Origin of the sequence: Actinopolyspora lacussalsi (assembly GCA_030803735.1) — a bacterium.
Lineage (GTDB): Bacteria > Actinomycetota > Actinomycetes > Mycobacteriales > Pseudonocardiaceae > Actinopolyspora > Actinopolyspora lacussalsi.
This window is the reverse complement of the sequence record JAURUC010000001.1, coordinates 3,269,083-3,292,146: the sequence shown is the minus strand read 5'-3', so window position 1 is coordinate 3,292,146 and position 23,064 is coordinate 3,269,083. Positions and strand designations below refer to the sequence as shown.

The window sequence follows — 23,064 nt, the reverse complement described above, 5'->3', positions numbered from 1 at the left end:
CATCGGCGGACGTGCGGCGACTCAGTCTGTGGATGCGTGCGCATCCGAGCGTGGGCGATGTCTCGATCATGGTATTGCTGCTGTTGGCCGAGGTCGCCGGTGTGGTGATAACCCGGGGTGCTGAGCATCTGATCGGGTTCTGGAGCGTCCTGGCGGGCGCGCTGCTGGTGTTCCCACTCGCGTTCCGGCGGAACCTGCCCGGCGTGACGGCCTGTGCCGTGCTGCTCGGTCTGCTCTTCCAGCTGTTCGGCCCGCACCCACCCCTCTTGCGGCCGGGTTTCCTGGCAGTGCTGATCATGGTCTACACCCTCGTCGCCTATGTCGGCAGGAGGGCGGGGGGCGGTTACGTGGGCGCGGTGCTCGTGGTCTGGCTGCTGTCGACCTATCCGACGCCCGGTGTCACGCTCCCGTGGGCGCTGTTCGCCGTGCAACTGGTGCTCGTGCTCGGATTCTGCTGGGTGCTCGGCGAGTACTTCGGGGCCCGCCGGGCCTACCAGGAGGCGATGGAGAGCCGGCTGCGCGGGCTGGAGTTCGAGCGCGACCAGCAGGCCAGGATCGCGGTGGCCGAGGAACGCAACCGCATCGCCAGGGAGCTGCACGACGTGCTGGCCCACTCGGTGAACGTGATGGTCACCCATGCCGACGGCGCGGCGTACATCGTCCGCGACGCCCCGGACAACGCTGTGCGGGCGCTGCACACGATCGGGGACACCGGCAGGGAGGCACTCGTCGAGTTGCGCAGCCTGCTGCACGTGCTGCGGAACCGGACCGAGGCCGACGACAGCGCCCGACGCGACCCGCAGCCCGGCGTCGGCGGGGTGTACGAACTGGTGGAGCGGGTGCGTGGTCTGGGGCTGCCGGTGACGTTCCGGGTCGAGGGTGATCTCGATCGGATCCCCACCGGACAGGGGCTGGGGATCTATCGCATCGTGCAGGAGTCGCTGACCAACGTGCTCAAGCACGCGGGATGGCACGCCACGGCCGCCGTGCTGCTGCGCAACGACGGCGAACGGGTGCGGATCGAAGTCACCGACAACGGGGCAAGGGGAGTGCTCGCGCCGGAGGCGGTGCCGGGCGGCAACGGTGTCATCGGGATGCGCGAACGCGCGGCCATCTACGGCGGGAGCCTGGAGGCGGGACCGGCGGAGGAGGGCGGTTGGCGGGTGCGCGCAGAGCTCTTGCTGGCCGGGGAGTCCGCGACCGCGAGCTGACTCGGGTTCGGCTTCCGCGCTGGCGGCGTCGATTTCTCGGGCCGTCTCAGGGGGCGGCACCGCGGGATGTACGGCGATTTCCCGCGAAATCGCGGAGCATCCGTAGCGGCGAGTGACGAACGACCACTCCTGTGATCGGGCACGATGGCGGGAGGCGCCGCCGCTCCGGCACTGTGGAAACTGAGCCGGAGAATTCTGCTATAGGCTGATCCGCATGGTTCGGGTGGTGCTCGTCGACGACCAGGAACTCATGCGGGTGGGGCTGCGCATGGTGCTGGACGCCCAGGAGGACGTGGAGGTGGTGGCCGAGGCCGACGACGGTGCCGCGGCGGTCGAACGAGCGCGCGAACTCGCTCCCGACGTGGTGCTCATGGACGTCCGCATGCCCGGCATGGACGGCGTGCGTGCCACCGAGCTCATCGTGGGCGAGGAGCTCGCCAAGGTGCTCGTGATGACCACCTTCGACCTGGACGACTACGCGCTGTCCGCGCTGCGTGCCGGGGCGAGCGGGTTCCTGCTCAAGGACACGCCTCCGGCGGATCTGGTCTCCGCGGTGCGCTCGGTGGATGAGGGCGACGCGGTCGTATCGCCGAGCGTGACGCGCAGGCTGCTCGATCGTTTCATCGGGACGGGCGAGGCGAAGCTGCGTGACGACTCCGTGCTGGAGTCGCTGACCGGGCGCGAGCGCGAAGTGCTGGTCAACATGGCGCGTGGACTGTCCAACGGCGAGATCGCCGAACGCCTCTACCTCTCCGAAGCCACCGTCAAGACTCACATCGGCCGTATCCTGGCCAAACTCGAGCTGCGCGACCGGGTGCAGGCCGTGGTGCTCGCCTACGAGACGGGACTCATCCGCCCCGGCACGGAGTGATCCCCGGCGCTTCCGCACCGACGACGCCGGGGGTGGCACCGTTCGGTGTCCACCATCCGTGGACGACGCGCCGTTCGGTGAGCGAGCTCGACTTCCAGTGCCTACCCTCCCCCTAACCGCCCTGGTGGGAGGGAGTTCTCATGTCCGAGACATTCGTCGTGGTCGGTGGTGGCCTGGCAGGCGCGAAGACCGTGGAGGCGCTGCGGGAACGGGAGTTCCCAGGTCGTATCGAGTTGATCTGCGAAGAGGAGGCACCGCCCTACGAGCGTCCGCCGCTCTCCAAGGACTACCTGGCAGGCAGGACCGAGGTGGCCGACTTCACCGTTCACCCCAGGGAGTGGTACGTCCGGAACGACGTCGAGCTGCGGCTGGGCACCCGGGCGACCGGGCTGCACCCGGGCAGCCACGAGGTCGAACTGGCCGATTCCACCCGATTGGGCTACGACAAGCTCGTGCTCGCCACCGGATCCCGGCCCCGCAGGTTGCCGCTGCCCGGAGCGGATTCCCGTGGCGTGCACTGCCTGCGCAGACTGGGCGACGCCGATCGGCTCGCCGCCGCGCTACGGCGTGTGGGGCGGCTGGTGATCGTGGGTGCGGGCTGGATCGGTCTGGAGGTGGCCGCCGTGGCCCGGGGTTACGGGGTGGAGGTTCACGTGGTCGAAGCGGCACGCCAGCCCCTGCTGGCAGCGCTCGGGCCGCGGATGGGTGAGTTCTTCGCCGACCTGCACCGCGAGCACGGCGTCACGCTGCACCTTTCCTCGCACGTCTCCGAGATCATGACCCCCTCCGGGGTCACCGGAGTGCGGCTCACCGACGGATCCGAACTTCCCGCGGATGCCGTACTGCTCGCTGTAGGGGCCCGACCGGAACTCACCCTGGCCGAGAGCGCGGGGCTGGACATCGACAACGGGGTGCTGGTCGATACCGGGCTGAACAGCAGCGATCCGGACATTCTCGCGGTGGGTGACATCGCCGAGGTGCGGCATCCGTCCCTCGGCGGGCTCCGGGTGGAGCACTGGGCCAACGCGTTGAAACAACCCGCCGTGGCGGCGGCGAGCATGTTGGGGCACTCGGCCTCCTACACCGAGCTGCCCTACTTCTTCACCGACCAGTACGACCTGGGGATGGAGTATCACGGTTTCGTACCCGGTGACGTCGAGGAGCGGGTGGTGGTGCGTGGCTCACTGGCCGACCGGCGGTTCGTCGCCTGCTGGCTCGACAGCGCGGAACGGGTGCTCGCCGCCATGAACGTCAACGTCTTCGGGGTGGCCGAATCGATCCGTGGCCTGATCCACTCCGGTGCCTCGGTGGTGCCCGAACGACTGACCGACACCGCCTACTCGTTGCACGATGTCGAAGCGCTGCGAAAACGCCCTGTCGGTAGTGCGTGACGCCCTGTCGGTAGTGCGCGACGGCGTCGGCGGCGCGTGACACGGGTTTCGCCCCCAGTAGTGCTCGCGTAGTGTTATTCGACTCGCGACCGACCCCCGCCACCGGGCCGAACGGATAGGCTGCTGTTGTGACCACGAGATCCAGCTGGAAACCGAGTCTTGTCGCCCTCGACGTGGACGGCACGATGGTGGATCCCGAGACGCAGTCGCTGTCCGACCCGGTGCGCCGGGCGGTGCGGCGGGTCGCTTCCTCGGGAAGCCACCTGGTCATCGCCACCGGTCGCAGCATGCTCGGTACGTTGCCGGTGCTCGATGAGCTCGGCGTCACCGACGGGGTGGCGCTGTGCTCCAACGGGGCCGTCCGGGTCGATGTGGCCGCGAGGGAAGCCGTCTCGGTGGAGACCTTCGATCCGCAGCCCGTGCACACCCGGCTCTCCCCGCTGCTGCCCGGTTCGCTGTTCGCCGCCGAACGGGTCGGGGTCGGCAGTATGGTGACCGCCCCGTTCACACCGGAGGAGCTGCACGGGCCGCAGTGGCACGCCGGGCTGGCCGAGCTGCTCGGACATCCGGTACCCCGTTTCATCGTGAACTGGGCCAACCGCGATCCGGCCGAGGTGTGGGGGCGGCTCGAAGGTGTCGAGCTGCCCGGGTGCACCTACACGATCGACCACTACGACCCGTGGGTGACGGTGGTCCCCGCAGGGGTCAGCAAGGCGGCGGCACTGGAGAAACTCCGGTTGGAGCTCGGGGTTTCCCCGGAGGGGACCTTCGCGGCCGGGGACGGTGACAACGACCTCCAGATGCTCGAATGGGCCCACCACTCGGTGGCGATGGGGCAGGCACCCGCGACCGTGCGGCTCACCGCAGCCGAGGTGACGAGTCCGGTGACCCAGAACGGACTGGTTCCCGCTCTCGGACGCTGGTTCAGCTCCGAGTGAGCGCGTTCCGTGCTCACTCCCGTGGCGGGTTCGTGCCAGTGTTCTGCCTGATCGAGTGAGCGACCCCCTGAGAACGAGCTCCGGGCTGAGGGTCTCAGGGGGGTCCGGGGACACTACGACCTGAAGTGGATTCGGTTCTATACCCCGGGTGGACGCGGCAACGACCGTTCGTCGGGCAGGCTGGTGGGTGACATGAGGCCGGATTACATTTCCGGCCGCTCGCCGGAATCCACAGGAGTGACGATGATCGAGGCTGTGGGCCTCACCAAACGCTACGGCTCCAAGCTGGCGGTCGACGATCTCTCGTTCACCGTCAAGCCCGGCAAGGTAACTGGGTTTCTCGGGCCGAACGGGGCGGGCAAGTCCACCACGATGCGCATGATGCTCGGCCTGGACCGACCCACGGCGGGCAAGGTCCTCATCGACGGCAAGCACTACACCGAGCTCAAGAACCCACTGCGCACACTGGGGGCGTTGGTCGACGCCAAGTGGGTTCACCCGAACCGGTCCGCGTACGCGCACCTCAAGTGGATGGCCAGGTCCAACGGCATCCCCACCAAGCGGGTGGACGAGGTGCTGGACATCGTCGGGCTCTCGGAGGTGGCTCGACGCCGGGCGGGCGGCTTCTCGCTCGGAATGTCCCAGCGGCTCGGCATCGCCACCGCGCTGCTCGGCGACCCCAAGATCCTGATGTTCGACGAGCCGGTCAACGGGCTCGACCCGGAGGGGATCCACTGGATCAGGCGGTTCATGCAGCGGCTCGCGGCCGAGGGGCGCACCGTGCTGGTCTCCAGCCACCTGCTTTCCGAGATGGCCCAGACGGCAGAGGAACTGGTCGTCGTGGGACGCGGCAAGCTCATCGCGCAGTGCAGCACCCAGGAGTTCGTGGAAAGCTCCAGCAGCACCTCGGTGAAGGTCCGCAGCCCGCAGGCCGATCAGCTCGGCGAGGTCCTCACCTCGAACGGGTTCTCCGTCACCCGCGAGAACCAGCAGGAGCGGGACACCCTGCTGGTGCCCGACGGCGCGACCGAGCAGGTCGGTGAGCTCGCCGCCAAGTACGACTGCGTACTGCACGAACTCACCGCGCAGCGTGCTTCGCTCGAGGAGGCGTTCATGCAGATCACCGGGCAGGAAGTGGAGTTCAGCACCGGGAAGTCCGGTGAGGAGGCTTCCGGCTCCCCGGGCGAGGCGTCGGTCGCGGCGGAGAAGTGACCCCGCACGACCAGTAGGTATCGAACAGTAGATATCGAACGGGGGAGACACGGCAGTCCTTCGCGGTAGCCCCGCAGCGGGTGCCGAGGACGCTGCCCGTGGTTGTCCCGGTACTGGGGGAACACGCGGTCCCGCCGCGTGGGACATCGACCCGGCCCCGACTTCTCGGGCCGCCCGAATCTCCCGGACACCCGGCGGAGTCGTGTTCGCACACCCCCGTTCGAAACGACAGACAGCCACGAGCATTCGGCGACGCCGCGCGGAGCGGCTTCGTCGGTCACGAGCATCGGGATATTCGAAATGACATTGCTGGCAATCGAACGCATGAAGCTGTTCACCACCCGTTCCCCGTGGTGGTGCATGTTCGCAGCCCTGCTGCTGACCGTAGGGCTCGGTGTGCTGTACGCGGCCACGGCGCCCGCGGAGTTCACTGTCGTCGGCGCCACTCAGTCGGGCGGCCAACTGGGCATGATGGTGATCATGGTGCTGGCCGTGCTGGCCGTGACCACCGAGTACCGCTTCGGCACCATCAAGGCGACCTTCCAGGCCGTGCCGAACCGGACGGCGGTCATGCTGGCCAAGAGCGGTGTGGTGGCGGCACTGGCATTCGTGATCGGTGAGATCGCGGCCTTCCTGGCCTGGGGCGTCAGCTACCTGATCACGGGTGGCGAGACGCTCGCACTGGACGCGGGGCACGAGTGGCGCAACGTGGCCGGGCTCGGACTGGTCTACGCCGGTGCCGCGCTGTACGCCCTCGCGGTTGGCATGCTGGTACGCCAGAGCGCCGGAGGGATCTCGCTGGTGCTCGTCTGGGCACTGCTGGTCGAGTCGTTGGTCGGGCTGCTGCCCAGGGTGGGCGACGACATCTTCGACTGGATGCCCTTCGCCGCCGCCAACCAGTTTTTGCAGGGCGGTGCTCCGCAGACGCCGATGACCTCCCAGATGCCTGAAGCGCCGATCGGACCGTGGGCCTCGTTGGTCTACTTCCTCGCCCTCGGGGTGGCGCTGCTGGTCATCGCGCTGATCACGGTCCGCAAGCGCGACGCCTGAGGTCGTCGGCCGGTAACCGAATCCGGTTCGGTAGCGGCTGTGCGGTGCCGCACGTCGTTATCGAGCCCGGGGGAGATACTGCTCACCCCTACCGATAAGATCAAGAGAAATCGAACTTACCGCTGGTTGTGAGATCGAGCGGGCCGCCGGGTGCCTCGTTGTGCGCTCCCGTGGCGGTCACGCACAACCGGAAACCGACTGAACGGGCGCTCGGGGGTGCCTGCGGTCGGGACGGGGGAGGGCCAGGGCTGTCATTCGGGGGATGGCCCTGGCCCTGTATTTTTCGGGACCCATTGTTGTTTTCCGGTCGGGTTGTCGAGTTGTTCGCTCGGCGGAACCTCCCGCCGGTTCTCGCTCCGGGCGGTCCGAGATCGGGTAGGTACCGCACGACGTCGGAGAGTCCTCGCGAGAGCGCCAGACGGGAGAATCCGCGCGATCGGGGCGGTGTCCCATCGCGATGGAGCCGGTCGATGACGCCCCACAGTGGCCGTTTCGGTGATTGTGATCACATGATCCGTCCGTACCGTTTCGTTCGGTCGAACGGTTGATTGTGCTGCGGGGTATGCGTTCTCGCTGGACTGTGTGAGGGGTCGCACATTCTCCGGAATGTTGCATACACCCACCGTGTCTGTGGTAACCCGTAAGGTGAGAGGTGTAGCTCCGGATCCCAATGTTTCCGGAGCGCATCCCTGGGGGTAAGGCCGCGAGTCGCCTACCCGAATCCGCTCGCGGCTCACGCGGAGGAGGGTGAAGCAGTGGTTCTGTCGAGTGAGTTTTCGTCGCTCAATCAAAAATCCGCCGAGGTCGCGGAGGACGCCGGGAACACCGGAGTCACAGGGGACGCCGAAGCAGCCGGGGACAACGAGGACGTACGACTGATTCCCATTCCCAGGCTGGAGTGGTCGCTGGCAACCGAGTCGAACCAGCCCGAGGGCGAGGCGGGTTCCCCCGAGTCGGTTCGTACCGGATGGGTGCACACCGCTCCGCAGGACCAGGTGCTGGATCTGTTCCGCAGACTCGGCGGCCCCGAAGGGCGCCTTCCGGCGCCCTGGTGGCTGCACGCGTTGCACCGGGGCGAGATCGACACCCGAGCCGAGGCGTTCCGGTTCGAGGACGACCTCCACGCGCTGCTGATCGCTCGTCCCGGCTGGGTGTTCGTGCCCTGGTCCACGGCGGGTGAGATCGGTTACTGGGAGTACGGTCCTTCCGATCGTCCGCCGATGTCGGTACCGACCACGGTCACGCTGACCGATCAGCATCCGGGATGGATCAACATCGTGCCCGCCCAGCCGGAGGGGGCCGCCACGCCTCGGGTACCGGCGCCGGGGGTCAGCGAGCTGGCCGCGATTCTGCCTCGAATCGAGTCGTGGTGATGTGCTCGTGGTGATGTGCCGGTAGTACTTCGCGGAGTGGGTCGGTTCGGTTGTCGGAGATGGCTCTCCGGCGCCGAACGACCACCCGTGAGTGCCGAACGGCCCCACGTGATCGCACGACCGAGAGAGTTCACCTCGTGGATATCCTGACGGTGTCGAGGCCCTGCTCGGTGGTGTCGAGGCCCTGACGAACCGGGGCCGAGCCCCGCTGTGGTGGCCTCTCCCGGCTCCGCGACCCGATTTGCGATACTGGCTCGACGTGAGTGCTTCCGACCAGCAGATTCCACACCGCCGCACGGTCGTCAGTTACGTGCAGCGCGGCGAGCGGATGACGACCGGGCAGCAGCGCGCGTGGGATCGGTACTGGGACGAGTTCGGCCACGACATCTCCGAACTGCCCGAGGGGCCGCTAGACACCACCGGTTGGTTCGGTCGAACCGCGCCGCTGGTGCTTGAGGTCGGTTCCGGCATGGGGGAGACGACGGCCCAGCTGGCCGCGGCCCGGCCGGAGCACGACCACCTGGCCGTCGAGGTCTACAAGCCCGGGCTGGCCCAGTTGCTGGCACGTGCCGAGAACCTCGGCATCGACAATCTCCGGTTGCTGCGTGGTGACGCGACGGTACTGCTGCGGGAACACTTCACGGCGGACACGTTGAGCGAGGTGCGGGTCTTCTTCCCGGACCCGTGGCCCAAGAAACGCCATCACAAGCGGCGGCTGGTCCAACCCGATTTCGTGGCGCTGGTCGCCTCGCGGCTACGTCCCGGTGGGGTGCTGCACCTGGCTACCGACTGGGAGAGCTACGCCGAGCAGATGATGGAGGTCTGCACCGCGGAACCGAACCTGCGGAACCGCTGGGCGGACTTTCCGGGGGGCTGGGCACCTCGGCCGGAGTGGCGACCGGTGACCAAGTTCGAGAACCGCGCTCATTCCGAGGGGCGTGAAGTACACGATCTGATCTTCGAGCGTGTCTGATCGAAATTTTCCTGTCGGGTTGGTGGGTCGCTCGTTGGGCGGAACCAGGGCGGCAACGGACTACCCCGGTCGGCAGCACGGCAGGATAGATCGGCAACCCCGAGGGGCGGTCGGCAACCCCGCAGGAAAACAGTGGAGAGGGGATAACCTCGGCAACTCGCTCGAGGTTGACCGGCGCGATCCGTTTCGACAGGCGTGGCAACGGTAGGCGGTTCACCCGAACCCGGGCTTGTGAGCCCGAACGCGTACCTCGCACACCTGTGCCTCCTCTCGTCTTCGGCCGCGCCGGATGTGAAATCGACCTGTCGTTCGGCGGTCACAACGGATCACCGGTCAGCGTCCGTGATGGAACACCTCCCAGAGGTCGGGCAGCGTCGCGCTGAGCGCCATCAGCACCAGTACAGCCAGTGCCAGTACCGTCCCGATGACGGATAACGTGGTGATCACTGTGTCGCTCCTTTCGAGTCGCCGGTCGTGTTCCGCCCCGAACCCGTGCCGGTAGTGGGGCTCGTGCCCGTGACGGCACGCGAGCCGCCACGCGAGCCGTGGGGGACGACCGCCGCTTACTGCGTTGCGTCACCGAGCGTGGCTGTCGTTCGTCACGTGTTGTATCGGCCATGTGGTTATTTCCCGCCGACCGATCGGCCAAGGGGCACGGGCTTTCGTGCCGGTTAAAGTTCGGGTGTGCTGCCTTGGCCCGATCGTTCGTCCACCACTCGGCCCAGTCCCGAGCAGCCGGGACGGTGGTCGGTCCGAAACCTGTCGCGGCGCACGGTGGGTGCACTTCGGGAGCAGTGGATCTTCGCGGCCCTGTTGCTGCTGACCTGGCTCGGCGAGCTGTTCCTCATCGTCGAGGCCGGTGATTCGTCCCTGGGACGAATTCCGCTGATCACGATGATGGTGCTGCTCGCGCTGGCGGCCCGCTGGTACCCGCTCAGGTGTGGCCTGCTCGGCGCGGGCACGCTGTTGTTCGGACTCGCGCTCGCCCGCTACCTGGACATCGATCCCGGACCCGGTTTGCTCCCGCGCGTCTCGTTCACCGAGAACGTCGCGGGTCTGTTGCTGGTGGTCTACGCGTTCCGGAGTCTCCCGCGCGTCAGAGCCACGCTGGTCACCGCCGTGCTGGTGACGACATGCCTGGTCGCCGTGTTCTTCCGCAACGATCCCCCCACGGTCCAGAGTCTTGAACTCGGACTGCTGCAGCTGGTGCTCGCCGTGGGCACCGGCATATACCTGGGAGGAGGTGGACAGCGGCGGGAGGTGCGGCGTCCGCTCGCGGAACTGCTGCGCGGACAGTGGCCGGTCACCGCGGCGCTGTCGGTCCTGCTGTTCCTGCAGGTGGCCGGCACCGACTTCGGCTACACGCTTTTCGGTGATGTGTTGCTGACGGTCAGCTCCGTACTCATGTCGGTGTTAGCTGTGTTCGCCCCGCTCCGTCCGATCCAGGCCGCGCTGCTCGGGGCGGTGAACGTCGTGTTCACCACGGTGCTGGCAGCGCTGCTCGGCGTGGTGGGGATGCAGAATTCCGTGGTCGGGTCCTCGCAGTTCGCTCTGGGAGGGCTCCCGATGCCCGTCACCGCCGCCGGGATGCTGCTCATCGTCTTCGTCGTCCGGCTGGCCCCGATGCGGGAGGCGACCGCCGCCGCCGGTGCCCTCACCGTCTCCGCCGTGTTCGGTGCTGCTCTCATCCCACGTGTGGGCTTGTACCGCCCCATGTCGGTACTCGAGCTCCCGTCCCTGCTGTTCCTGGGAGCCGTCCTGCTGGTGCTGGCGATCGGCACCGGGATGTACTTCCGCGCCCGCGACGAGGACCGGGCCCGCGCGGTTCGTGCGGCGGTGAAGGGGGCACAGCAGGACGAGCGGATGGCGTTGGCCCGTGAACTGCACGACGTGGTCGCACATCACGTCACCGGGATAGTGGTGCAGGCACAGGCCGCCCTCAAGGTCGCCGAGAAGAACCCGAGAGCCGCGGGTGAGGCGTTGGAGCGGATCTCGTCCAGCGGCACCGAGGCCCTCACGGCCATGCGGCGGCTCGTCGGCAGCATGCGCGACACCGAGAACGACTCGTTCTCCGCGCTGGAGACGGAGCCCACCGTCGATCTGGAAGCCGACCTGCGGAAACTGGTCGAGCACAGCACGCCCGACGCTTCGGGGAAGCGAATCGAGCTGGACGTGCGGTTGACGAGGGACGTGCCGCAGGAGGTGGGACGTTCGGCACTGCGACTCGTCCAGGAGGCGATCACCAACGCCGAGAAGCACGCTCTCGACGCCGACCTGGTCACGATTTCGGTCAAAACCGCGAACGAGCAACTGCTGATCGAGATCACCGATGACGGAACAATTCCCAGCGGGCAGCCACCGGGCGGTTCCGGTGGATACGGTTTGGTCGGCATGCGGGAGCGAATCGAACTGCTCGGTGGTCGGTTGAGCGCGGGACCGGGGCGGGGTCGCGGTTGGCGAGTCGAGGCTCGGCTGCCGTTGACGGATACGGAGGAAAAGCGGGCATGATCCGGGTACTGATCGCCGACGACCAGGAAATGGTCCGAGCCGGATTCCGGATGATTCTGGACAGTGAGGACGACATCCGGGTGGTCGGTGACGCGGGCAACGGGCACGACGCCGTGCGGCTCGCACGCGAACTGCGCCCGGACGTCTGCCTCATGGACATCCGGATGCCGGGCATCGACGGTCTGGAGGCCACCGGGCTGCTCGCCGGTGAGGAGGCGACCGACCCCATCAGGGTCGTCGTGGTGACGACCTTCGACCTGGACGAGTACGTCGCCACCGCGCTCAACAACGGTGCCAGCGGTTTCCTGCTCAAGGACGCCGGACCGGCACTGCTGGTGGAGGCGGTGCACGCCGCCGCACGCGGTGACGCCCTGGTCTCACCGCAGATCACCGTGCGGTTGCTCCGGCACTTCCACGAGTCCGACTCGTCCCGCGACCGCGCGGCGGACAGGCCGCGGGAGGAGCTGACCGGCAGGGAACACGACGTGGTCCGCGCGGTGGCCCGCGGACTGACCAACACCGAGGTGAGTGCCGAGCTCTACATGTCGCTGTCCACCGTGAAGTCCCACCTGGCCTCGGTGCAGGGCAAGATCGGGGCGCGCAACCGGGTGGAGATCGCGGCCTGGGCGTGGCGCACCGGGCGGATGAGTGACTGACCGGGTTCGCGATCCGACAGTGGTCGGGGAGTGGGGCGGCGAGCGGGACCGAATCCGGCTCGCCGCGGTGTTCCCGGCCCGCTGTTGGAGTGGCGGCGGGATCGTACGGGAAGTGTGCGAGCACCGGCCGTTCGGCGGACCTGATCTGGCCGAACTGCCGAGGTGAACGCCCCGAACGGCGCGCATGCTGGAGTCATGACGCGACAAGTGCAACCCCGAGCCCTGCTGCGATCCCGAGCCCTGCTGCGTCCGCTGGCTCCGCTGCGATCACTGGTCCCGTCGCGACCGCGAGACCAGTCCCGCGAAGGCGGGAGCCCACCGCTGCCGCGACGTTCCGTCGGTAAGGAGCCCACCTCCGGACCGCGGGTCCGTGAGCTCTCGGCCGCTGCGCGAAGACTCCGTGAGGGACTGATCTGTGCGGCGCTGTCGTGCGGCATGCTCGCCGCGGGGCTGGTGATGTTTCACATCATGAACGCGCTGGGGCCGTAGCGGCGGAGTCCGGATAGCCGTGAAGGATTCGCTCCACTCGAACACCGCGATGCGCGCGAATCGAGCGGCCCGGTCATGCCCGCATCGTCTAGGTTGCTTCGCAACCTAGGTAGCTTTACTATCCATGGCATGGACGAGGTCATCTGGCCGGCACAATGGCTGCGCGGCGTACTGCGGCTCATGGTGTTGGCCGTGATCGCGGAGGGGCCGACTTACGGATACGAGATCACCCAGAGGTTGCAACGAGCCGGTTTGGGCCACCTCAAGGGTGGAACGTTGTATCCACTGTTGAGGCGGCTCGCCGAGGAGGGGGCTGTCGTCGCGCAATGGCACGAGAGTGAAACCGGCCCGGGACGCAAGTACTTCTACCTCACGCGCTACGGGGTCGAACAGCTGGAACAGGAGCGATGCAGGTGGATCGAGTTCACGAATCGCACCACAACACTTCTCGACGAAGCTACGGCGGAGAACGGGGAATGATCGAACTGGACAGCTATCTTCGGGAATTCTCATCCACTGCTCGTGAGCGACGTGTCAAGGGGAAGAGAATCGGAGAGTTGGTCGCCGAGATCGAGACCCATGTCGAGGACACGGCTGAGGATCCACGTGAAACATTCGGGGATCCGCAGAAGTATGCTGTAATGTGCTCTTCCGGTGAGCGCCTGATTCCACTGCCTTCCTATGGTCGCTGTTTCGGCTCGTTTCTCGGCTTCCTGCTGGGTGTTTTCCTCCTTCTGGTAGCGCTCCATCGTGTCGTTGGCGGAAGTGTGCTCCAGCTCGGCTGGGGTTTTCTTCTTCCGATGGGAGCGTGTGTAATCATCGCATCGCTGCTGGCTCTTGGATATCGTCGAGACCCTCGCGGTGCGCCGTTGGTTTTTCCCGCGCTGTTGGCTGTAGCCACGATGCTGCAGCCGCACAACTTCTGGGGCGTGGGATTCACGGTTCCGTTTCCCGTGGCCGCTTCGGTAGGATTGATACTCGTTGTGGGCAGCATGGTTGTATTTTTGCTTGGACTTCCTCGATCCGGTCCGATCATAGATCCTGGTGGCAACGACCGAACCTCGCTCGGTCGTCCCATGGTCGCTACGGTAGTCGGAAATATTGTTATCGGTGGGTTTATTGTTGCTTTCGCGTTGTTCAACAGCTGGATGGGTTTTTGACCGCACGCGATGACGAGCGTGACTGAGGTGGTGTGCGGTCCGCAGCTGGGGCCATCACCTCGGTCGGTTTGCGTGCCGGGCAGCTTCCGGCCCGTAGTTCGCCGGTTGGACAATGCGGTCATGCCGATCGCTCGACGCCTGCGCGCCCCGCTGATGCTTCCCTGCGACGAGACCTGTTCGGTCTCGCGCGACGCTGTCGTGGACATCGACGAGCAGGGCAGGTTGGGCTATTGCGGTCCGCGTGTCTCGGCTCCCGAACCGGACCCGAACACCGTCGTGCAGGACTGCCCCGGGCTGTTGCTGCCGGGAATGGTCAACTCCCACGCGCACACACCCATGACGCTGTTGCGGGGCATCGGAGGTGAGCTGCCGCTGCTGCGCTGGTTGCGGGAAGCGGTCTGGCCCGCCGAGTCCCGGCTGCGGGCCTCGGACATCCGGGACGGCATGCGGCTCGGCAGCCTGGAGATGCTCAGCGCGGGAGTGACCACCAGCGCGGAGATGTACTTCGCGCCCGAAGCCGTCGCCGAGGCGGTACTCGAAGTGGGCTCGCGTGCGGTGATTGCCTCCGCCGTGATCGACACTCCTGATCTCGGTGACCTGGGTGGTTGGCAGGGCATGGTGGACAGGGTCAGCCGCTGGATCGACAGTGACGGGCTGCGCTTCGGACCGGGCGAGCGCGTGGAGCTCGCCTACGGGCCGCACTCCGCCTACACCCTCCCACCGGAGGCCCTGCGGTTGATCGGCGAACAGGCACGCGAACGCGGCGCGCTGGTGCACACCCACGTGGCCGAAGCCGCCGACGAGGACGTGGAACAGCGACGTGCCCACGGTTCCGTGCCGCGCATGCTCGCTGAGCTCGGGGTACTGGAGGGGCGTTTCCTGGCCGCCCACGGGGTGCATCTCGACGACACCGACATCGCCACTCTCGCAGAGCACGGCGCGGGCGTGGCCCACTGCCCCGGTTCCAACGCGAAACTCGCCTCCGGCACGGCCCGGTTCGTCGACCTGCTGCGGGCCGGGGTGCCGGTCGGGCTCGGCACCGACGGCCCGTCCAGCAACGACGACGTCGATCTCCGGGAGGAGATCCAGCTCGCCGGCATGCTCGCTCGGCTGCGGGATGGCGATGCCAACGCGGTCGGTGCGGCGGAGCTGCTGCTCGCTGCCACCAGGGGCGGTGCGCGGGCCCTGCACCGTACCGACATCGGGGTGCTGGAACGCGGCCGCTGGGCCGATGTCGTCCAGCTGGACCTGGACACCCCGGCTTTCGTGCGCGGCGCCGACACCACGGATGAACGCATCCTGTCCAACCTGGTGTGGGCGGCGGGAGCCGACCGCGTGCGCGATGTCTGGGTGGCCGGTGAGCACGTGTTGCGCGCGGGGGAGCCCACTCGGGTGGAACGGGACTCGGTGTTGCAGTCCGCGCGTGCGGCGGCACGCCGAATCGAGAGCTGAGCCCACCCGGTTGATCCCGCCCGGATGCGGTGCTCCTCGGCTCCGTCACCTGCTCCGCGGTTCCGTCGTACCGGTTTGTCATCGGCCGACTCCCGGCGGGAGCGGGCCGGTCAGCCGTCCGGCCGCAGCACTATCTCCGTCATGTGCGCGTCCGATCCTGCCCGAACGCTGGAGACCACCGTGTCGGCGACCGATTCCGGCCGCAGATAGCGCTCCGGCTCGAAGGCCCCGCCCTCGGACTCGCGCACCTCGCGTTGCATGTCGGTGGCGACACGTCCGGGGAACACCGAGGTCACCCGGATTCCATTGGTGGCCTCCTCGCCGCGCAGCACGTCCGCGTAGGCGCGCAGCGCGAACTTGCTGGCGGCGTAGGAGCCCCAGTTCGGTTTGGCGGCCATGCCCGCGCCGGAGTTGATCAGCACCACGTGTCCGGCGGAAGCTCGCAGTGCCGGCAGCAGTGTCCTGGTCAGCTCGGTTACGGCGAACAGGTTGAGTTCGAAGGTGCGTCGCCACGAGTCGACCCCGGTCTCGGAGACCGAGCCGAGCTCGATCATGCCCGCACTGTGCACCAGCACGTCGAGTTTCTCGATCCCGGCCGCCGCGGCCGCTATCCCCTCGTAGTCGGTGAGTTCGGCGGGCCAGGGGCTCGCGCCGGGCAGGTCCGCCGCGAGCTTTCGCAGGGTTTCCTCGTCGCGGCCACCGAGCAGGAGGTCGTGGGTTTCGGAGAGCCGGTGTGCCACCGCCGCTCCCACACCCCGTGAAGCGCCCGTGACCAGTGCGGTCGGTCGTGAAGTCATCTCGATTACGGTAGCGCCGTCACCACGGTGAACGCCGCACGCCCCGGTCGTGTCGGGGACTTCCGATCCCCGACACGACCGGTCGGTTGCCAAACTCCTGTCACCGGCCCGCGCCTCCCGGAAGCGCGGCGGCGCAGTCCGGGAATGCGGCCGCGCGTCCCGGGTGTGCGCGGGCGTGGTCACCGCAGTGGTCGGGCGTGGTCACCGCAGTGGTTCAGCGGCGTCCGATCTCGCCCACGCGGTGGCCGTGGTCGCGCCACACGGCGACCAGCGACGGACGGGGCTGGGAGTCACCGCCGTCCGGCCAGTGCGAACCGGGGTCGGACGGGCCGGAACCGTTCTCGCCCGGGTGCTGGACGCACACGGTCACGATGTCGTCGGTGATGATCGGACCGCAGGTCTCGGCGCCGTTGGGCACCGTCAGGAACTGCTTGACGTGCCCCCGCTCCGGTCCCGTGACCGGCACGGCGAACAGCCCGTCGTGCGAGCCGAGCTCGTTGCCGTCCGTGGAGACCCAGAGGTTGCCGTGCCGGTCGAACGCCACGTTGTCGGGGCAGGAGATCGGGCTCACCTGATCCTTGTCGAAACCGCCGAAGTAGGTGCCCGCGTCCTCGGGGTCGCCGCAGACCAGCAACAGGCCCCAGGACATGCCGGTCGACGTCGGATCGTCGTGGTTCTCGCGGATCTCCAGCACGTGACCGTGCTTGTTGCCGATCCGGGGATTGATCTCGTCGACCGGTGCGTGCTCCGCCGCGCCTCGGTTGGAGTTGTTGGTCAGCGCGCAGTAGACCCGCCCGTTGGAGGGATTCGGCTCGATGTCCTCGGGACGGTCCATCTTGGTCGCCCCCACCTCGTCGGCCGCGAGGCGGGTGAACACGTAGACCTCCTCGGCCGTGAAGCCGGGAACGTGCGAGGTGTCGCCCGTGGCCAACGGCAGCCACTCACCGGAGCCGTCGAACTCGCCGTCGGAGGGCAGCTCGCCGCTGCCGTCGATCTCCGAGGCGGGGCTGTCACCGGAGAACCGCGCCACGTACAGGGTGCCGTGATCCAGCAGCGACATGTTGTGCCTGCGGGCGTGGGCACTGCGGCCGTGCTTCATCCTGCCGCTGGAGACGAACTTGTAGATGTAGTCGAACCGCTCGTCGTCACCCATGTAGGCGACTACCCGGCCGTCGTCCGCGGTGCGGATCGTGGCGCCCTCGTGCTTGAAGCGTCCCAGCGCGGTGTGCTTCACCGGTGTCGAGTTCGGGTCGTGCGGATCGACCTCGACCACCCAGCCGAACCGGTTGGACTCGTTCGGCTCCCGGCTCGCGTCCCAGCGCTTCTCGAAGCGTTCCCACTTGCGGGTGCTGCTGCCGGTGCCTAGTCCGTAGCGGCGCATCCGCTCCCTGGTCTCCGGGTCGCTCACCTGATCGGCGTGCGCGAAGTACTGGTGGAAGTTCTCCTCACCGGAGAGCACCGTTCCCCACGGGGTGACGCCCCCGGCGCAGTTGTTCTGGGTGCCCAGCACCCGGGTGCCGCTCGGGTCCTCGGAGGTCTTGAGCAGCTCGCTCCCGGCGGCGGGGCCGCGCAGTTCGAACTCGGTCCGCAGCGTGATCCGCCTGCTGTACCAGCTCGGCAGCGGGCTGAGACCGCCGCGTGCCGGGTCGCGCCGGACCAGCAGGACGGACATCCCGTGCGCGGCCCAGGCGGTCCGCACCTGCTGCTCGGTGGGGTTGTCCGGATCGTAGTCGGCGAACATGTGGGTTTCGGTGGTGTACTCGTGGTTGACCACCAGCAGGTTGTGGATTCCCGCATTGTCCAGCGGAATCAGCCCGGCGAAGTCGTTGTTGTAGCCGAACTGCGCCTGCTGGGCCTCGGGCGTCTGGTTCCAGAAGTCGAATTCGGGCGCCGAGTGCAGTACCGGGTCTCCCCACCGGATGACCACCTGCTGCTCGTAGCCGTCGGGGATGACCACCCTGTCCCGGGTGTTCGGCGGTACCGGATCGAAGTCGGTCCCGACGGGCGGGGCGCCCGAGCCGTTCCCGTGGCCGTGACCGTTCCCGTGACCACGGCCGTTCCCCCGGCCGGGACTCGCCGCTGCCGTGCCCACGGCCGTGGCGGTCGCCCCCGCCGCCACGGACAGCACCGCACCGGCTCGCAGCGCGCCCCGTCTGTTCACGACCCCTCGCACCAGGTCGCCGAAGTAGCTGTTGTCCGATTCGTTCGGCGCGTCGTGTGCGCAGGCGTTCCCGCAGCGGTATTCGCAGGTGACCGCGGAGCGGCCGGCGGAATGGTGGTCCAGCAGCGGTAGTGGGAGCACGCGTGGTTCGGCTGAGTTGGCGGACATTTCCTGCCTTTCCACAGCTTTTGTCAGTGGGACGTGCCGACACTATGCGCGGCAGGCGATGTCTCAGCTGACTGAACGTGAACGGCAGGGAAATTCGTGACGGTGGGTCGAATCCGGCTACTGCAAAACGGTGAGATAGTTACCCCACGATCGGATGTCGGACAGCACGATGACGACCGAGTGTTTCCACTTTCGACACTGTTCCCGCTCAGTGTGCTCGGTGAGACTCACGATGGGTCGACCCGTTCGTGCCCGGGCGTGCCGCCGAACTCCGCTGTGGACGCCGAGGGGACTGTGGATGCCGAGGGGCCTGTTGCCCCGTTCGGTCACCCCGGCTCGGGTGGGGTCAGAACTCCTCGCCGACCACCGCTGCCTCCTCCGGCACCCGGTGCGGATCGGTGTCGCGCGAGCGCAGCCCCGCCGCGAGCAGCCCGGCCGCGATCAGACAGGCCACCGCGCCCGCCGCGAACGGCGCCCTCAGCCAGTCCAGCCAGGTGGCGATGTGGCTGACCAGCGTCGCGGCCAGCGCCCCGCCGAGCCAGCGGCAGAAGTTGTACCCCGCGCTGGCCACCGGGCGCGGTGCCTTGCTGACGCTCATGGCGCTGCCCGTGAACAGCGTGTTGAGCAGTCCCGACACCAGCCCGCTGACCACTATGCCCGCGATCAGCACGGTCTTGCTGTCGATGGTCATGATCAGCAGCAGCACCGCGTACAGCGACACGGCCAGTACCGTGCCGCCCAGTTCGCCGAACCTGTCGGCGAGCTTCGGGGCCAGCGTGACACCGGCGAACGCCACGCACACACCCCAGCCGAAGAACACCAGCCCCACGGCGATCGCGCCGTACTCCAGCACGAACGGGGACCACGCCAGTACGGTGAAGAAGGCCGCGGTGTACAGCGCCGAGCCCACCGAGGTGCGCAGCAGCGCGCCGTGCCGCAGGGCACGCAGCGGGTCGAGCAGCTTGACCGGCTCACCGCGCTTGCCGGTGTCGGAGGGCAGGAAGCCCACGGCCAGGATCAGCGCGATGGCCATCAGCACGGCGGTTCCGGCGAACGGTCCCCGCCAGGAGATGTTCCCGAGCAGCGCGCCGAGCAGTGGGCCGGTGGACAGGCCGATGCCGAGCGCGGCCTCGTAGAGCAGGATCGCGGCGCGCTGGCCGCCGCTGGCAGCGCCGACGATCACCGACAGCGCCGTGGCGATGAACAGGGCGTTGCCCAGGCCCCAGACCGCGCGCAGCGCCACCAGTTGCACGACCGTATCGGCCAGCGCGCAGGCCAGGGTGGCCAGCACGATCAGCACCAGACCGGTGACCACGGTGCGCTTGGCACCGAACCGCGCGCTGAACGCGCCGGTGATCAGCATGGCCACCACCTGGACCCCCAGGTAGGACGAGAACAGCAGGGTCACCTGCTCCGGGCCCGCGTCGAGCGCTTCGGCTATGGAACGCAGGATCGGATCGACGAGGCCGATGCCCATGAAGGCGATCACGGCCGCGAACGCGGTGATCCAGACGGCCTTGGGCTGTCCCTTGAACACCTCGCGCAATCGGGTGGCTTCGGACCCGCTCATGGACGCGCGCTCCTCTTGTGGACGAAGTATTTCGTTAGAAATGCTAACTTTCGACTCGTGGGCTGCCCATCCGACATGAGCAAGCTCACCGCGCGAGCCGGGACCCCGGATCGGGCCATACCATCGACGGCGTGTGCGACGGTAGCGATGGCGTGACCGCGGTGTTGTTCGATCTCGACGGTGTGCTGGTCGATTCCGAGCACCTCTGGGACCGCATACGGCGCGAGGTCACCGAGCAGCACGGCGGCCGGTGGGCCGATGGTGCGAGTGAACGCATGATGGGGATGAGCACTCCGGAATGGGCCGAGTACCTCGTCACCGGGTTGGGCGTTCGACTGTCCTCCGAAGAGGTGGCCGAGAAGGTCATCGACCGGATGGCCCAGCACTACGCCACGGAGCCACCGACGCTGCCGGGGGCCGTCGAGACGGTTCGGACCGTGGCCGAGCGGTATCCGGTCGCCATCGCCAGTTCCGCCCCGCCGCGCATCATCGGTGCGTTCCTGGAAACCGGTGGACTCACGGACGTGGTGCGCCGCACCGTCTCCAGCGAGCAGGTGGGAGCGGGCAAGCCCGCCCCGGACGTCTACCTGCGCGCGGCCGACGAGCTGGGGGTGGACGCGCGCAGGTGCGTGGCGGTGGAGGACTCCTCCAACGGGCTTCGTTCGGCGGCGGCTTCCGGCGCAACCGTGGTCGCCGTGCCGAATCCGCACTTTCCGCCCGCCGGGGACGCGTTGCGACTGGCCGAACGGCGACTGGAACGCATCGACGAGCTGCCCGGGGTGCTCACCGAACTGTCCGCTTGAGAGGTCGCTCGGGATCCGGCGGTGCCGCACGATCGGCGCTCCCCTCGATTGCTTCCCGGCCGATCCGTCGTGGATGCTGGTGACGTGCGTATCAGGGAGGCGACGGCCGACGACTGGCCCGCGATCTGGCGGTTCATGCGTGACATAGTCTCGGCGGGCGAGACCTTCTGCTGGGAGCGGGACACCACCGAACCGAGCGCTCGCGCGGGGTGGATGCGACAGCCACCGGGGCGGACCGTGGTGGCCATCGATGACGAGGGATCCGTGGTCGGGACCGCCGAGACCCACCCCAACCACGCCGGGCCGGGCGCGCACGTGGCCAACGCGGGCTTCATGGTCGACCCTGCCCACGCCGGACGCGGTTACGGTCATGCGCTGGGAGAGCACGTGGTCGAGCAGGCCCGCGCCGACGGCTACTCGGCGATGCAGTTCAACGCGGTGGTGGAGACCAACACCGGTGCGGTGGCGCTGTGGCGCTCCCTGGGCTTCGAGATCCTGGCAACGGTGCCGGAGGCCTTCGAGCACCCCGAGAAGGGGTTCGTGGGACTGCACATCATGCACCGCGCGCTTTGAGCGGATCTCCGGCTCGGTTCCCTTGGGCGACGATTTCGCGAGAAATCGACGCGCGACGGTGTCGAGAACGGCGCGCCGGCTCCGTCCCAGGGGCACGATCGGAGCAACCGGTCGTCCGACGGAGAAGGAGCTCATCGTGAAGTACCTGCTGCTCAAGCACTACCGAGGTGGCCCGGAATCGGTCATGGACCACCCACCGATGGATCAGTGGAATCCGGAGGAGGTCGACGCGCACATCCAGTACATGAAGGACTTCGCGGCCCGCCTGGAGGAGAACGGCGAGTTCGTGGACTCGCAGGCCCTGACTCCCGGGGGAACCTTCGTGCGATACGACGGTGCGGGACAACCACCGGTGACCGACGGTCCGTTCGCCGAGACGAAGGACCTCATCGCGGGGTGGATGGTCATCGACGTGGAGTCCTGGGATCGAGCGGTCGAGCTGGCCGGGGAGCTCTCGGCGGCTCCCGGGGTCGGCGGCGAGCCGATCCACGAGTGGATCGAAGTACGGCCGTTCCTCACCGAGCCACCCACGGTGACCGAGTGAACGGAACACCGCTGCGGGAACTCGTACCCGCCGTGATCGGCGTTCTCGTCCGTCGCGGAGCCGACTTCGCCTCGGCCGAGGACGCCGTGCAGGAGGCCCTTGTCCGGGCACTCGAAGCCGGCCCGGCGGAGCAGCCACGCGACCCGAAAGCGTGGCTGATCTCGGTCGCCTGGCGCAAGTTCCTCGACTCCGCCCGGGCCGAGAGGACCCGGCGCGGGCGTGAACTGGCGGTGGCGGCCGAACCAACCGGCGGCTCCGTGCCCGCGACGGACGACACGCTTCGCCTGTACTTCCTGTGCGCGCATCCCGTTCTGTCCCCGAACTCGGCCGTCGCGCTGACCCTGCGCGCGGTCGGCGGCCTGACCACCAGGCAGATCGCGACGGCGTACCTGGTTCCGGAAGCGACGATGGCCCAGCGGATCAGCCGGGCCAAACGCCGCATCGCCGGGGCCGGATTCGAGGAGCCCGGCGATGCGGCGACCGTGCTGCGAGTGCTCTACCTCGTGTTCAACGAGGGATACAGCGGGGACGTCGACCTGGCCGCCGAGGCGATCCGGCTCGCCCGCCAACTCGTCGCCCTCTCCGACGAGTCCGAAGCGGCCGGATTGCTCGCGCTCATGCTGCTGCACCACGCCCGCCGGGCGTCTCGCACCGGAACCGGTGGTCGCCTGGTGCCGCTGGCCGAGCAGGACCGCTCGCTCTGGGACTCCGAGATGATCGCCGAAGGAGTGACGATCCTGCGGAGCGCGCTGGCCCGCGACCGGCTCGGCGAGTACCAGGCCCAGGCCGCGATCGCCGCCCTGCACGCCGACGCCCGCACCGCCTCCGAGACGGACTGGGCGCAGATCGTGGAATGGTACGACGAACTGCTGCGCCTCACCGGCAGCCCGATCGTGCGGCTCAACCGTGCCGTGGCGGTCGGCGAAGCCGACGGGGCGCGGGCCGGTCTCGCCGCGCTCGCCGACATCGACCCCACCCTGCCCCGGTACACCGCCGTGGCGGCACACCTCCACGAAAAGGCGGGCACTCTCGGCCACGCCGCCGAGCTGTACGCCGAAGCCGCCCGCGCCGCCACCAACCTGGCCGAACGCGACCACCTCACCCGTGAAGCAGCACGCGTGCGGCACCGAGCACGGACCTCGTGGCCGGGTCGCGAGGACTGAC

Annotated in this window: 21 protein-coding genes; 18 read left to right on the top strand and 3 right to left on the bottom strand. The window is 68.1% G+C overall.

Annotated elements, in window-relative coordinates; all coding sequences use genetic code 11:
* The first annotated feature begins 11 nt into the window (after positions 1-11).
* The 14 genes from J2S53_RS14725 (at position 12) to J2S53_RS14660 (ending at position 15,284) form a co-directional block, all read left to right on the top strand.
* Positions 12-1,211, top strand: coding sequence for a sensor histidine kinase (locus tag J2S53_RS14725; protein WP_456241442.1), 1,200 nt, complete (start codon positions 12-14; stop codon positions 1,209-1,211).
* A 214-nt stretch (positions 1,212-1,425) separates the two neighbouring features.
* Positions 1,426-2,082, top strand: coding sequence for a response regulator (locus J2S53_RS14720; protein ID WP_456241441.1), 657 nt, complete (start codon positions 1,426-1,428; stop codon positions 2,080-2,082).
* Between the two features lie 140 nt (positions 2,083-2,222).
* The gene (locus J2S53_RS14715) at positions 2,223-3,473 is read left to right on the top strand and encodes an NAD(P)/FAD-dependent oxidoreductase (protein ID WP_456241440.1); all 1,251 of its coding nucleotides are present in this window, start codon (positions 2,223-2,225) and stop codon (positions 3,471-3,473) included.
* A gap of 128 nt (positions 3,474-3,601) precedes the next feature.
* A complete protein-coding gene (locus tag J2S53_RS14710; RefSeq protein ID WP_456241439.1) occupies positions 3,602-4,411 on the top strand; it encodes an HAD family hydrolase in 810 nt (269 codons plus the stop codon).
* Between the two features lie 243 nt (positions 4,412-4,654).
* Positions 4,655-5,623 carry an ABC transporter ATP-binding protein gene (locus J2S53_RS14705; protein ID WP_456241438.1) on the top strand — a complete coding sequence of 323 codons (969 nt, stop codon included), beginning with the start codon at positions 4,655-4,657 and terminating at the stop codon, positions 5,621-5,623.
* 300 nt (positions 5,624-5,923) lie between these two features.
* Positions 5,924-6,673, top strand: coding sequence for an ABC transporter permease (locus J2S53_RS14700; RefSeq protein WP_456241437.1), 750 nt, complete (start codon positions 5,924-5,926; stop codon positions 6,671-6,673).
* A gap of 755 nt (positions 6,674-7,428) precedes the next feature.
* Positions 7,429-8,046 carry a hypothetical protein gene (locus J2S53_RS14695; RefSeq protein ID WP_456241436.1) on the top strand — a complete coding sequence of 206 codons (618 nt, stop codon included), beginning with the start codon at positions 7,429-7,431 and terminating at the stop codon, positions 8,044-8,046.
* A 259-nt stretch (positions 8,047-8,305) separates the two neighbouring features.
* The gene (gene trmB, locus J2S53_RS14690) at positions 8,306-9,019 is read left to right on the top strand and encodes a tRNA (guanosine(46)-N7)-methyltransferase TrmB (RefSeq protein ID WP_456241435.1); all 714 of its coding nucleotides are present in this window, start codon (positions 8,306-8,308) and stop codon (positions 9,017-9,019) included.
* Between the two features lie 774 nt (positions 9,020-9,793).
* On the top strand, positions 9,794-11,527 hold the full coding sequence (locus tag J2S53_RS14685) for a histidine kinase (RefSeq protein ID WP_456241434.1): 1,734 nt from the start codon (positions 9,794-9,796) through the stop codon (positions 11,525-11,527).
* Positions 11,524-12,183 carry a response regulator gene (locus J2S53_RS14680; protein WP_456241433.1) on the top strand — a complete coding sequence of 220 codons (660 nt, stop codon included), beginning with the start codon at positions 11,524-11,526 and terminating at the stop codon, positions 12,181-12,183. The genes J2S53_RS14685 and J2S53_RS14680 overlap by 4 nt, the downstream gene beginning before the upstream one ends.
* Positions 12,184-12,378: 195 nt before the next feature.
* Entirely contained in the window at positions 12,379-12,672 is a 294-nt protein-coding gene (locus J2S53_RS14675) for a hypothetical protein (RefSeq protein WP_456241432.1), read from the top strand.
* A 129-nt stretch (positions 12,673-12,801) separates the two neighbouring features.
* Positions 12,802-13,152, top strand: coding sequence for a PadR family transcriptional regulator (locus tag J2S53_RS14670; protein WP_456241431.1), 351 nt, complete (start codon positions 12,802-12,804; stop codon positions 13,150-13,152).
* A complete protein-coding gene (locus J2S53_RS14665) occupies positions 13,149-13,832 on the top strand; it encodes a hypothetical protein (protein WP_456241430.1) in 684 nt (227 codons plus the stop codon). The genes J2S53_RS14670 and J2S53_RS14665 overlap by 4 nt, the downstream gene beginning before the upstream one ends.
* Positions 13,833-13,952: 120 nt before the next feature.
* A complete protein-coding gene (locus J2S53_RS14660) occupies positions 13,953-15,284 on the top strand; it encodes an amidohydrolase family protein (protein ID WP_456241429.1) in 1,332 nt (443 codons plus the stop codon).
* Between the two features lie 110 nt (positions 15,285-15,394).
* Here the strand turns inward: J2S53_RS14660 and J2S53_RS14655 are convergent, their stop codons facing one another.
* The 3 genes from J2S53_RS14655 to J2S53_RS14645 form a co-directional block, all read right to left on the bottom strand.
* On the bottom strand, positions 15,395-16,081 hold the full coding sequence (locus J2S53_RS14655) for an SDR family oxidoreductase (protein ID WP_456241428.1): 687 nt from the start codon (positions 16,079-16,081) through the stop codon (positions 15,395-15,397).
* A gap of 214 nt (positions 16,082-16,295) precedes the next feature.
* A complete protein-coding gene (locus J2S53_RS14650) occupies positions 16,296-18,410 on the bottom strand; it encodes a PhoX family protein (protein WP_456241427.1) in 2,115 nt (704 codons plus the stop codon).
* 346 nt (positions 18,411-18,756) lie between these two features.
* The gene (locus J2S53_RS14645; protein ID WP_456241426.1) at positions 18,757-19,980 is read right to left on the bottom strand and encodes an MFS transporter; all 1,224 of its coding nucleotides are present in this window, start codon (positions 19,978-19,980) and stop codon (positions 18,757-18,759) included.
* Between the two features lie 152 nt (positions 19,981-20,132).
* Here J2S53_RS14645 and J2S53_RS14640 point away from each other — a divergent pair, with 152 nt between their 5' ends.
* From J2S53_RS14640 to J2S53_RS14625, 4 genes are all read left to right on the top strand, one after another.
* Complete coding sequence (locus tag J2S53_RS14640) at positions 20,133-20,783, top strand: HAD family hydrolase (protein ID WP_456242800.1); 651 nt, start codon at positions 20,133-20,135, stop codon at positions 20,781-20,783.
* 84 nt (positions 20,784-20,867) lie between these two features.
* The gene (locus J2S53_RS14635) at positions 20,868-21,356 is read left to right on the top strand and encodes an N-acetyltransferase family protein (protein ID WP_456241425.1); all 489 of its coding nucleotides are present in this window, start codon (positions 20,868-20,870) and stop codon (positions 21,354-21,356) included.
* Positions 21,357-21,492: 136 nt separating this feature from the next.
* On the top strand, positions 21,493-21,900 hold the full coding sequence (locus tag J2S53_RS14630; protein ID WP_092977258.1) for a YciI family protein: 408 nt from the start codon (positions 21,493-21,495) through the stop codon (positions 21,898-21,900).
* Positions 21,897-23,063, top strand: coding sequence for an RNA polymerase sigma factor (locus J2S53_RS14625; RefSeq protein WP_456241424.1), 1,167 nt, complete (start codon positions 21,897-21,899; stop codon positions 23,061-23,063). The genes J2S53_RS14630 and J2S53_RS14625 overlap by 4 nt, the downstream gene beginning before the upstream one ends.
* Position 23,064: the final 1 nt, after the last annotated feature.

Excerpts from the sequence above, each read along its gene's own strand:
- J2S53_RS14650 (WP_456241427.1), bottom strand. The coding sequence starts at position 18,410 with ATGTCCGCCAACTCAGCCGAACCACGCGTGCTCCCACTACCGCTGCTG.
- J2S53_RS14715 (WP_456241440.1), top strand. The coding sequence starts at position 2,223 with ATGTCCGAGACATTCGTCGTGGTCGGTGGTGGCCTGGCAGGCGCGAAG.
- J2S53_RS14645 (WP_456241426.1), bottom strand. The coding sequence starts at position 19,980 with ATGAGCGGGTCCGAAGCCACCCGATTGCGCGAGGTGTTCAAGGGACAG.
- J2S53_RS14665 (WP_456241430.1), top strand. The coding sequence starts at position 13,149 with ATGATCGAACTGGACAGCTATCTTCGGGAATTCTCATCCACTGCTCGT.
- J2S53_RS14700 (WP_456241437.1), top strand. The coding sequence starts at position 5,924 with ATGACATTGCTGGCAATCGAACGCATGAAGCTGTTCACCACCCGTTCC.
- J2S53_RS14675 (WP_456241432.1), top strand. The coding sequence starts at position 12,379 with ATGACGCGACAAGTGCAACCCCGAGCCCTGCTGCGATCCCGAGCCCTG.
- J2S53_RS14680 (WP_456241433.1), top strand. The coding sequence starts at position 11,524 with ATGATCCGGGTACTGATCGCCGACGACCAGGAAATGGTCCGAGCCGGA.
- J2S53_RS14660 (WP_456241429.1), top strand. The coding sequence starts at position 13,953 with ATGCCGATCGCTCGACGCCTGCGCGCCCCGCTGATGCTTCCCTGCGAC.
- J2S53_RS14655 (WP_456241428.1), bottom strand. The coding sequence starts at position 16,081 with ATGACTTCACGACCGACCGCACTGGTCACGGGCGCTTCACGGGGTGTG.
- J2S53_RS14670 (WP_456241431.1), top strand. The coding sequence starts at position 12,802 with ATGGACGAGGTCATCTGGCCGGCACAATGGCTGCGCGGCGTACTGCGG.
- J2S53_RS14705 (WP_456241438.1), top strand. The coding sequence starts at position 4,655 with ATGATCGAGGCTGTGGGCCTCACCAAACGCTACGGCTCCAAGCTGGCG.
- J2S53_RS14720 (WP_456241441.1), top strand. The coding sequence starts at position 1,426 with ATGGTTCGGGTGGTGCTCGTCGACGACCAGGAACTCATGCGGGTGGGG.